Annotated in this window: 9 protein-coding genes; all 9 read left to right on the top strand. The window is 61.9% G+C overall.

Annotated features, from left to right (window positions below; translation table 11 throughout):
- Window positions 1-7: 7 nt before the first annotated feature.
- The 9 genes from HHL15_RS06655 (at window position 8) to HHL15_RS06615 (ending at window position 11166) form a co-directional block, all read left to right on the top strand.
- On the top strand, window positions 8-631 hold the full coding sequence (locus HHL15_RS06655) for an L-threonylcarbamoyladenylate synthase (protein ID WP_169145055.1): 624 nt from the start codon (window positions 8-10) through the stop codon (window positions 629-631).
- A gap of 85 nt (window positions 632-716) precedes the next feature.
- Window positions 717-1376 carry a site-2 protease family protein gene (locus tag HHL15_RS06650; RefSeq protein WP_169145054.1) on the top strand — a complete coding sequence of 220 codons (660 nt, stop codon included), beginning with the start codon at window positions 717-719 and terminating at the stop codon, window positions 1374-1376.
- A gap of 6 nt (window positions 1377-1382) precedes the next feature.
- Window positions 1383-2585, top strand: coding sequence for a tryptophan--tRNA ligase (locus tag HHL15_RS06645; protein ID WP_169145053.1), 1203 nt, complete (start codon window positions 1383-1385; stop codon window positions 2583-2585).
- Window positions 2586-2645: 60 nt separating this feature from the next.
- Window positions 2646-3473, top strand: a complete 828-nt coding sequence (locus HHL15_RS06640) for a segregation and condensation protein A (RefSeq protein WP_169145268.1) — start codon at window positions 2646-2648, stop codon at window positions 3471-3473.
- Complete coding sequence (scpB, locus tag HHL15_RS06635; RefSeq protein ID WP_169145052.1) at window positions 3454-4038, top strand: SMC-Scp complex subunit ScpB; 585 nt, start codon at window positions 3454-3456, stop codon at window positions 4036-4038. The genes HHL15_RS06640 and scpB overlap by 20 nt, the downstream gene beginning before the upstream one ends.
- Before the next feature lie 702 nt (window positions 4039-4740).
- Window positions 4741-5271, top strand: coding sequence for a hypothetical protein (locus tag HHL15_RS06630; protein WP_169145051.1), 531 nt, complete (start codon window positions 4741-4743; stop codon window positions 5269-5271).
- 197 nt (window positions 5272-5468) lie between these two features.
- On the top strand, window positions 5469-6857 hold the full coding sequence (locus HHL15_RS06625) for a sensor domain-containing diguanylate cyclase (protein WP_169145050.1): 1389 nt from the start codon (window positions 5469-5471) through the stop codon (window positions 6855-6857).
- Window positions 6858-6944: 87 nt separating this feature from the next.
- Window positions 6945-10562 carry a PAS domain S-box protein gene (locus HHL15_RS06620; RefSeq protein WP_169145049.1) on the top strand — a complete coding sequence of 1206 codons (3618 nt, stop codon included), beginning with the start codon at window positions 6945-6947 and terminating at the stop codon, window positions 10560-10562.
- Window positions 10537-11166 (top strand): response regulator, encoded by a 630-nt coding sequence (locus HHL15_RS06615; protein ID WP_169145048.1) that lies wholly within the window; start codon window positions 10537-10539, stop codon window positions 11164-11166. Before HHL15_RS06620 ends, HHL15_RS06615 begins: the two co-directional genes overlap by 26 nt.
- Window positions 11167-11460 lie beyond the last annotated feature (294 nt).

Raw genomic sequence — 11460 nt, 5'->3', positions numbered from 1 at the left:
CGATTACATGGCCCAGTACTTTTCCCTTCATCCGGAGCAACCCCAGCTCCGTCTCATCAAGCAGGCCGCGCAGATCATGCGTGATGGCGGTCTGGTGGCTTTTCCCACCGATTCCGCCTACGCGCTGGGCGGGCATACAGGTGACAATCAGTTGCTGGCGCGCATCCGCCGCATCCGGGGCGTAGACGACCGTCATCACTTCACCCTGCTGTGCCGTGACCTGTCCGACATCGCCACCTATGCGCGGGTCGACAACAGCCAGTTCCGCCTGCTCAAGGCCACGACGCCCGGCCCCTACACCTTCATCCTCGAAGGCACCAAGGAATTGCCGCGACGCCTGTTGCACCCAAAGCGCAAGACCATCGGTCTGCGCGTTCCCGATCATCCCCTGGTGTCGGCGCTGCTGGCCGAGCTGGGTGAGCCGCTGCTCAGCTCGACCCTGCTGTTGCCGGGCGAGGAGCATCCGCTGACCGACGCCGAGGAGATCCGCGACCGCCTCGAAAAAGAGGTGGATCTGGTGATCGAGGCGGGGCCCTGTCGTGGCGAGGCGACCACCGTGATCGACCTGACCAGCGGCACCCCCGAGCTGATTCGCGAGGGCATGGGCAGCCTGGCGCCCTTCGGCCTGTGAGCGGCCTGGGCGGGCTGTCCGTCACGGGTGGCGGGGGGCTCCGTGCCGGGTCTGTTAGAATCGCGCCCCTTTGCTGATCGAGACCATGCAGGAACTCATCGTCACCCTGACCATCTGGGCCTTGCCCGTGCTGTTTGCCATAACGCTGCATGAGGCGGCACACGGCTACGCGGCGCGCCATTTCGGGGACCCCACCGCCGAGCTTGCGGGGCGGATCAGCCTCAACCCGCTGCGTCACATCGACCCGATGGGGACGATCCTGGTGCCGGGTCTGATCGTTGCCGTGAGCACCCTGGCGGGTGGTTCGCCGATGCTGTTCGGCTGGGCCAAACCGGTGCCGGTGAATTTCGGGCGCCTGCGCAAGCCCAAGGCCGACATGCTGTGGGTGGCTGCGGCCGGACCGTTTGCCAATCTGGTGATGGCCTTTGCCTGGGCCGTGCTGTTTCGCTTTGCCCTGATGTCCCCCGAGAACGTTTATGCCCTGCCGATGGCCAAGATGGCCGATGCCGGCATGCAGATCAACGCGGTGCTGCTGTTCCTCAACCTGTTTCCTCTGCCGCCCCTTGATGGTGGCCGCATCGCGGTGAGTCTTCTGCCTGCCGGCCCGGCCTACAAGTTCGCGCAGATCGAGCCCTACGGCTTTCCGATCCTGCTGGTTTTGCTGTTCACCGGTATCCTTGGCGACATTCTTGGCCCCTTGGTGGCCTTTTTCCGTTTCGCTCTCGCAACCTTCATTGGACTTTGATTACCCATGTTCGCTGAACGTGTCCTCTCCGGCATGCGCCCCACCGGGCGTCTCCACCTCGGTCATTACCACGGTGTCCTCAAGAACTGGGTCAAGCTGCAGGCTGAATACCCCTGCCTTTTCTTCGTGGCCGACTGGCATGCCCTGACCACCGATTACGACAATCCCAAGGGGATCGAGAACAGTGTCTGGGACATGGTGGTGGATTGGCTGGCCGCGGGCGTCGACCCGTCGCAGGCCACCATCTTCATCCAGTCGCGGGTGCCCGAGCATGCGGAGCTGCATCTGCTGATGTCCATGATGACCCCCCTCGGCTGGCTCGAGCGGGTGCCGACCTACAAGGATCAGCAGGAAAAGCTGGCCAGCAAGGATCTGTCCACCTACGGCTTCCTGGGCTACCCGCTGCTGATGAGCGCTGACATCCTGATCTATCGGGCCGACAAGGTGCCGGTGGGCGAGGACCAACTGCCCCACGTGGAGTTCACCCGTGAGCTGGCGCGACGCTTCAACCACATGTACGGGCGCGAGCCCGGTTTCGAGGAGAAGGCGAAGGAAGCCATCAAGAAGCTCGGCTCCAAGCGCGCCCGGCTTTACGAAGAGTTCCGCACCCGCTTTCAGCAGAATGGTGACGACGAAGGCCTGGCCCTCGGCAAGGCCCTCCTGGAAGAGGCCCAGAGCCTGTCCCACGGGGACCGTGAGCGTCTGTACGGCTACCTTGAGGGCGGCGGCAAGATGATCCTGGTGGAGCCGGGGGCGCTGCTCACCGAGGCGTCCCGGATGCCGGGCCTCGATGGTCAGAAGATGTCCAAGTCCTACGGCAACACCATCTTCCTGCGCGAGGAGGCCGAGCCCCTCGCCAAGAAGATCCGCACCATGCAGACCGATCCGGCGCGGGTGCGTCGCACGGATGCAGGTGATCCGGAGCGCTGTCCGGTGTGGCAGTTCCATGTGCTCTATTCCGATGAAACCACGCGCAACTGGGTCACCCAGGGTTGCAAGAGCGCCGGCATCGGCTGTCTCGAGTGCAAACAGCCGGTGATCGAGGCGGTGCTCAAGGAGCAGGAGGCCATGCGCGAGCGGGCCCAGCCCTACCTGGATGATCCGTCGCTGGTGCGCAGCATCGTGGCCGACGGGTGCGACAAGGCGCGCAAGCTGGCCCAGGAAACCATGCGCGAAGTCCGTGACGCCATGGGCTTGAGCTACAGCTGATGTGGAGCGCTCGAAGCCGGGGCGTGGCGGCGTGCCCACCTCGCCGGTGAATTGGTGATGGTGACTGCCGCCCTCGACCTGGCTCCGTCCGCCGAACCGCTCGAGGTGGTGGTGGGCCGGATGTACGGCCAGCCGATCTTTGATCTGCCCAAGGACCTGTACATTCCGCCGGACGCGCTGGAGGTCATCCTCGAGGCTTTCGAAGGGCCGCTCGATCTGCTGCTGTACCTGATCCGCAAGGCCAACGTCAACGTCCTCGACATTCCAATGGTGCCCCTCACGGCCCAGTATCTCGAGTACGTGGAGGCCATGCGCACGCACAACCTGGAACTCGCGGCCGATTACCTCCTGATGGCGGCAACGCTGCTGGAGATCAAGTCCCGCCTGCTGCTGCCAAGACCGCCGCGGGAGGATGAGGCCGAAGAGCTGGATCCCCGGGCCGAGCTGGTGCGGCGTCTGCTCGAGTATGAGCAGGTCAAGCTGGCGGCCATGCGCCTGGATGAATTGCCGCGCGTGGGTCGGGATTTCGAGTGGGTCGGTGTGTTTGTCGCCGAAAAGGTGGTGCAGCGTCTGCCCGAGGTTAGCCTGCATGACCTGCAGCTGGCGTGGCTGAAGATCGCCCGCCAGGCCCGCCTCAAGCGCCATCACACCATCCAGCGCGAGGAGTTGTCGGTGCGCGAGCACATGACCCTGATCCTGCGCAAGCTGCGGGATGATGCCTATGTCGTGTTCGAGTCGCTGTTCGATCCGGAGCTGGGCGTGCCCAGCCTGGTGGTGAGCTTCCTGGCCACCCTCGAGCTGGTCAAGGAGCGGCTTGTCGTGGTGACTCAGAACGAGGCCTTTGCGCCCATTTATGTGAAACGTGCGGATGGATCTGGAGACGCCTGAGTTTTATAAGCGGGTGCTGGAAACAGCCCTGCTGGCCGCTGCCGGCCCCGTCCCGGTGAGCGAATTGCGCCGCCTCTTCGTGGAGGAGCCGGCGCCTGATCTGGTGCGCCGCCTCCTGATCGAACTGGTGGACGATTGGCAGGGCAGAGGGGTCGAGCTGATACAGACCGCGGGCGGCTGGCGTTTCCAGACCCGTCCGGAATACCAGACCTACCTGGACCGCCTGAAGGAAGAGCGGCCGCCCAAGTACTCCCGGGCAGTCCTCGAGACGCTCGCCATCATTGCTTACCGGCAGCCGGTGACGCGGGGCGACATCGAGGATATCCGCGGGGTGATGGTGTCGACCAATGTTCTGAAGACCCTCGAATCGAGGGGGTGGGTGGATGTGGTGGGTCATCGGGACACCCCCGGTCGGCCGGGTCTCTATGCCACAACGCGAAAATTCCTGGAGGACCTCGGGCTGCGCAGCCTGACCGAGCTGCCTCCGTTGACCGAGATCGAGAGGATCATGGATCTCGTGGAGATCCCCGGGATTCCTGCAGGAAATGTAGAAAAAACAGAGTGATGAGGTACCCAAACCTCAAGCAGCCAAAGGGCGGCAGGTCTTCGGATCTACCGCCTTTTTTTTTGTCCAAGGTTCGCGTGGCAGCAGATCTGCTTGCCCTTGACCTCGCTGCTTCCTGATCTGCGTGTAAAGCGCTGGTCGTGTGTAGGATAAATCCGACGCCAGCTTTGTGAAATTCTGTCATGAGAAGGGCCGGGCACCGACAGACGGTCAGACGGGCGAATGGCACCATGCAAACCGTTGATAAATCGCAGCACTCCATAAATGGCTTCGTAGAGAGCCCGGGGGTGAAGCTCCTTTATCGAGGCCGTGCTTACGGCCACAGCGTGCAATGAGTGGAGGAGACAAGCTTGCATACAAGATCAGGCCAGGCTATCGGCAGACCGACCGGGAATATCGTCATCTTCCCATCCGTCGACAAATCGTCTTCTGGCAACGAAGGCCGCGCATCCGACGGGAATTGTTTCTTTTTACCGAGGCGGAAAAGGAAGCAGAAAGGCGGAGTCTCGCTGCCCCACGCGATGCTTGCGTTTGGTCCCTACGCCAATCCCTATGCGGCGAACTTTCTCCGCACCAGCGCATGCGCCCTGGGGTTGCTGGAAGCGAATTCGATCCCGTAAAGACACGCCATCAAGCCCAGGGGCTATTGATGAGAGTGGTCTTGAGAAATACGTTTCCTTGTTGTGCCAACGGAGGTTCTACATGAGTTCTATTGCCCATCTGCAAGATATTGCCGAGTCTGCGACCGCGAACGGAGCTGTCTTCAAGTCGATTTACGAAATTTCGCTGAGTGCGGCCGAGAAGATCTTTTCTCGAAATTGCGAATTCGTTCGTGAGTTTTCCGAAGCCGCTGCGCATCGCAAGGATGGCCTGGATCTTGGTGACCTTGCCGGCACCTATGCGCAGTACTTGGAGCGCTCGAGCGAGTATTTCAGCGAGATCGGCGCCATCTGCAGCACTACCCAGGCCGAGGTGTTCAAGGTGGGGACGCTGAGTGCGGAAGAGCTTGCAAAGAAATTCATCACCGAGTTTGAGGCCATGCTTCAGCGGAGTCCGGTGGATAGCTCCAGGTTCTCGGAGTGGCTGATGTCGGCATTGAGCACCGCCGGCACGGCCTGCGGGAAGATCGTCGATACATCGCGCCAGATTACCGAATCCAGCCTGACGGTTGCGACGCATCTTGGGCAGGCTGCAGCCAATACCACCAGCAAGGCCGGCAGAAAGACGGCATAGCCGCCTGCCCGGGGCCGTCGCGTCATCGGGGCTTTGCTCCGGAGTTGATGATGCGGCGGAGGCTGTAATCCTACGGTCGGAAGTTGCCGTCCCTCATTGAACGAGCCGGAGCAGGAAACCCCCTTGAGTTCAGTTCGGGGGCGCACCGGACGTTTGGCAGGGGTGCCTTGGAGGTGCGACAGGAATCGATGCCGGCGATGGAACCGCTCAAGTTTGTTCGCGCCGGAAAATGGCTTGTTCCCTTGCGGGACCCTCTTGCGAAATGGTTCCGCGGCCTGTCCTTGAAGCAGCACCTTCTGCTGACCGTGCTGATGCCCTTTCTTCTGGCGTCGGTCGCAATTCCATTATTCTTCCGTCTGACGGGCGATGCCCATAGCCGCAGCATCGAGGATGCGGCCAGGGAGCGCGGCTTGGCCATCGTCCAGTTGCTGGCTCCTGCCGCCGAGTTCGGCATCGCCGTCCGGAGTCCGGCACATCTCGATCACCTGTTGCAGACGGTGCTCGATCAGCAAGACGTGGTGGCCGTGACCATATACAGCCACGCGGGTGAGGTGATCGCCGAAGGAGGGCGTGCAGAAGTTGCCACGCCGAGCCTGATCGTCACGACCACCCGGGCACGCTTGATTGAAGCCCGGAATGGCCGCATTTCCTTCGCCGCGCCCGTGACGAGCGCGCCTGTTGCCTTCGATGACGTCGAAGCGGCGGGCTTGTCGGCCGACGCCCCGCTGGCGCAGGACACCATGGGATGGGTTTATGTGGAACTCGACACCCACGCCAGTGCCCAGCGCGAAAATAGCGCCATATTGTTCTTCCTGCTTCTTGCACTGGTGACGCTGCTCTTCAGTGCTTGCTCTGCGCTGCACCTGGCCCACAAGGTGGATGAGCCGCTTGCTCACCTGGCCCGTGCCGTGCGGCGCATGCTTGACGGGGATGTCGATGCGAGTGTTCCCGTTGACGCCGTAAGCCCTGAATTGCAGTCCCTGCAGGACGGTGTCAATGCCCTGGGCAGGGCCATTGCCAATTTGCAGGGGACAATGCACAGAAGGATCGAGGAGACGACCGGCATCCTGGCCTATCAGGTGCGCCATGATCCTCTGACCGGCCTGTCAAACCGGCGGGCATTTGAAGAAGCGCTGGACGAAGCCATGTCCGCCTCGCGGCGGGCCTCGGACCAGAGTGCCCTGTGTTTCATGGATCTCGATCACTTCAAGCTCGTCAACGATGCAGGAGGCCATGCCGCCGGGGACGCCTTGCTGTGTGAGATCGCCATGTTGATCCAGCACCGGCTGCGTACCCAGGATCTGATTTGCCGTATTGGTGGGGACGAATTTGCCCTCATCCTGCGAGGTTGCACCCGCGACGACGCAAAATGCATCACGATGAGCTTGTGCGAGGCGATCGCCGCCCTGTCGTTTTACTGGGAGGATGAGTGCTTCAAGGTGAGTGTCAGCATCGGGGTGACACTCATTGATGAAACCGCAACCAGCAAGATGGATCTACTCAAGGCTGCCGACGCTGCGTGCTATTCCGCCAAGCGCCATGGGCGCAACCAGGTGGTGGTGCACCAGGGCGCGCGTCTGGCCTGATGGCCTGCAGCACGTGTCACTTCAGGCTGGAAGGTGACAGGGGAAGGGGGCCGCAAACACCACGGGTGTGAACGATGGATGCGCCGAATGACCGACAAGGATAGACACAGCAAGCAGCCTTCTGGTCCCACAGACTCATTGCGCCTTGTTCATGAACTGCAGGTGCATCAGATTGAGCTGGAGCTGCAGAACGAAGAATTGCGTCGAACGCATCTCGAACTGGAGGCTGCGCGGGCGCGCTATTCCGAATTGTACGAACTGGCGCCAGTGGGCTTTCTGACGCTCAACGAGCAGGGGCGGATAGTGCAGGCCAACATCCGTGCCGCCAGGCTGCTGGGTGTCGTCGGGGGAGGATTGGCTGGGCTGCCGATTTCCCGGTTCATCGTAGAGCAGGATCGGGATCTTTTTTTCCAGCGCCACACTTGGCCCACGGAAAACAGGGAAATCCAGGAGTTCGAGTTGCGTATGGCCAGGCACGATGGTGCCGAGTTCTGGGCTCACATGGAGGCCAGCGCCGCATTGGACGCCAACGGTGCGCCAGAGCTCCGCATCGCGCTCAGCGACATCAGCGAGCGCAAGGCTACGGAGGCGGCTCTGCATCGCAATGAAGCAGAATTCCGCAGCATGTTTGATCTGTCGATGGTGGGCAGCGCGCAAGCCGATCCGCAGACGGGGCGCCTGCTGCGGGTGAACCGGAAGCTGTGTGAAATCACCGGCTACGATGCGAACGAGCTGCTGGCCAGGTCCTTCATTGAGATCACGCATCCGGAAGATCGCAGGGCTAGCTGGCAGGCCTACCGCGATGTGATTGCAGGCAAGGTGGGTGAGCTCGACTTTGACAAGCGCTGTGTCCGCAAGACCGGCGAGATCGTCTGGACGAATGTCCAGATGACGCCGCTTCGTGACGATCAAGGCCGGGTGCTGCGCGTGCTGGCCGTGATCCAGGACATTACGGCCCGCAAAGAGGCCGAGGCTGTGATGGGCGAGAAGCTGGAGTTGCAGGGGCGTCTGATGAAGACCGCTGCGACCGTGCCGGGGGTGATCTGCTCGTTCAGGTTGCGGCCGGATGGTTCGGTCAGCATGCCGTATGCCAGTGCTGCGCTGGAATCCATATACGGGCTCAGGCCCGAGGAGGTTCGCGAGGACGCGAGTCGCATCCTGAGCCGGATTCACCCTGGCGATATCGGCTACGTCAACGAGACCATCGCGGCGTCGGCCAGGACCCTGACAGCCTGGCGGGCCGAGTACCGTGTCCACCATCCGCGCAAAGGCGAGCTGTGGATCGAAGGCCACTCCATGCCGCAGGGTGAGCAGGATGGCAGCGTTCTCTGGCACGGCTTCCTCTGGGACATCACTGAACGCAAGCGGATGGAGACGGCCTTGCGCGACAGCGAGCGGCTCTATCGCGCCATCGGTGAGTCGATCGACTATGGTGTCTGGGTGGCAGATCCTGATGGCCGAATCCGCTATGTCAGCGAGTCCTTTCTCAAACTGGTCGGGCTGAGCCAGGAGCAGTGCGCGGACTTTGGCTGGGTGTCCGTCTTGCACCCCGACGATACGGTCCGCGCCTTCGGTGCGTGGATGGAGAGTGTTCGCATCGGCGCAAACTGGGATGCCGAATATCGCGTCCGTGGCGTCGATGGCCTTTGGCACGCGGTGCTGGCACGAGGCGTCCCGGTACGCAACGAGCGCGGCGAGATTACGCACTGGGCAGGCATCAACCTCGACATCAGTCGCCTCAAGCGGGTGGAGCAGGCGCTGCGTGATAGCGAGAAGGACCTGCAACTCGCCCAGGCTGTCGCCCAAACTGGAAGTTGGCGGCTGGATATCCAGCGCAACGAGCTGCGCTGGTCCAATGAAAACCATCGGATCTTCGGTATCCCAAAGGGCGGGCCGCTGACCTATGAGATCTTTCTGTCGACGATCCATCCCGAAGACAGGGTCTTCGTGGATGAGTCCTGGCGGGCCGCCTTGCATGGCAAGCCTTACTGTGTCGAACACAGGATCATTGTAGATGGCGAGGTCAGATGGGTACGGGAGCGGGTCGAGCTTCAGCTCGGTGCCGATGGCCAACTGCTCGCAGGTGTCGGCAGCACCCAGGACATTACCGAGCACAAGCGCGCCGATGTGGCCCTTGAAGTCAGCGAGTCACGCTTCCGGCTGGCCATGGAGGCGGTATCCGGCCTGGTCTATGACTGGGATCGCCAGTCCGATTCAGCCTATTGCTCCGTCGGCCTCAGCCGTGTTTTCGGAAGGAATGCCGCCAAATCGAAATTTGGCAGGCAGTGGTGGCTGGCGAGGGTCGATCCGGACGATCTGCGCCAGATCCGGACCGAGATCGTCCGTTGCATAAAGTCGCGCCGCGACCGCGTCCAGGTGGAATATCGCATGCGGCACAGCGATGGGCACTGGGTGCATGTTTCCGATAGTGCCCGCATCATCCGAGATGGCGCAGGGCGGGTGGTACGCGTGGTCGGCAGTCTGACCGACATCAGCGCGCGGAAGAACGCGGAAGCCGCACTCTTGCGTCTGAACGATACGCTCGAGGAGAGGGTGGTCGAGCGTACTTTCGAGGCGGAGGAACGGGCGCGGGCCCTGCTCGAATCAGAGCGCCTGACGCGTGCCACCATCGATGCGCTCAAGTCGTCCCTGTGCGTCATCGATGCCGAGGGCTCCATCATTGCCGTGAACCGGGCCTGGCGCGAGTTCTCCCTGGCCAACGGCGGTCAGCCAGAGAAAATGAGCGAGGGGGCCAATTACCTGACGATCTGTGACGCGGCTGCGCGCGCACAGTACCCGGTTGCAGCCAGGGTGGCTGCCGCAATTCGTGCGGCCATTGCAGGGCGGCGAAAGGATTTCTCGATTGAGTACGAATGTGACTCCCCAAGCCAGCGCCGCTGGTTTGTGCTGAGTCTGAGCTGTTTTCAGTGGGCCGGGCCCGTGCGCATGGTCGTTCTGCACAAAGACATAACCGAACGCAAGCTGCTGATACAAAAGCAGGCCAAGAACGCCAGGCGCCTCAAGGGACTGGCGGCCCACCTGGAGACCGTGCGCGAGGAACAGAATGCGACGATTGCGCGCGAAGTGCACGACGAACTCGGCGGTACGCTGACCATGCTCAAGCTCGGTCTGGCCACGACAGTCGATAGTTTGAACCTGGCTGCTCCCGTGCAGACCCGCTGTGATCAGTTGCTTGCCCAGGTCGATGCCGCGCTGAAGACGGTGAAGCGCATCTCCGCAGGTTTGCGGCCGGCGACGCTCGACACCCTCGGGTTGATCGCCACGGTAAACTGGTATACGGCAGAGTTTTCACGCATGACCGGCCTTGAAATAGGGCTGCACATGCCGAGCTACCTCAGGCTTTCGCCCGTTCGCGATATTGCGGTCTTCCGCATTGTTCAGGAGACATTGACCAACGTTGCCAGGCACGCACAGGCCACCAAGGTATCGATTGCCATGCGCAAACACATGGGTTACCTGATCGTGGACGTTCGTGATGATGGTGTCGGCATTGCGGAGAGCGACTGGCGCAAGAGTGATTCCTTCGGTTTGATCGGGATGCACGAACGAGCACGGCACCTGGGTGGCTGGCTGTCCATCCAGGGGACTCCAGGCGAAGGGACGCTTGTGACCCTGCACATTCCATTGGAAGAGCGGTCCGACAAGAGGAAGGCAGACGATGGCGACGATATTGATAGTCGATGATCATGCGGTGGTTCGAGGGGGCTTGCGGCAATTCCTGGCCGATACCGACGACCTCGAAATTACTGCGGAGGCGGCGACCGGAGCCGAGGCCGTGGCTCTGGTTCAGGAGTCCGATTGGAGCCTGGTCTTGCTGGATATCGGTCTGCCGGACTTGAGCGGCCTGGAAGTGCTCAAGCAGATCAAGCGCCTGCGCCCGAACATGCCGGTTCTGATCTTCAGCATGTTTTCCGAGGACGAGTTCGCCATTCCGTCCCTCGAAGCAGGCGCGTCCGGTTATCTCAACAAGGACAGCCGGCCCAGCCATATTCTTACCGCGATCCGCACGGTGATCGGCGGTGCCCGTTATGTCAGCCCGACCCTGGCCGAGAAACTCCTGGCCGGGGTTGCGCCGACAGGTCGCCGCTTGCGCCATGAATCCCTGTCCCGGCGGGAGGCCGAAGTCCTGCTGATGCTTAGCAAGGGGACTTCGTTGACGAAGATCGGCGAGAGTCTCCATGTCAGTGTGAAAACGGTGAGTACCTATCGGGCACGCATCCTCGAGAAGCTCGACGTGCAGTCGAACGCGGAATTGACCCGTTATGTCATCGAGCACCGCCTGGGTTGAGCGCCGGGAGCGGAATGCCGTGGTTGGCGGCGTCCCCGTCGCAGGAGATGTGCGCTTCTCCCCAATGATGGCCGCGTGCACGGATATAATGCGCGCACGCTTCGAGGGCGGACGCTTGTAGAGGGTGCGCGCGCCTGAGCCGTGCGATTGCTTCAGCGGTCTGCTGTCGTCTTCCCTGGCCGGGGTCTTTCCCCTGATCCACAGTCACTTGTAGTTGCCGTGCGGCCTCTATCGCTTGGTCGATGTCCAGCGTGTGCAGCTTGATGCGCGATGGGTTTGGGCTGTGCCCCGAAG

Source organism: Zoogloea dura, from assembly GCF_012927165.1.
In the GTDB taxonomy this organism is placed as follows: Bacteria; Pseudomonadota; Gammaproteobacteria; order Burkholderiales; family Rhodocyclaceae; genus Zoogloea; species Zoogloea dura.
This window is presented reverse-complemented; position numbering and strand designations above follow the sequence as displayed.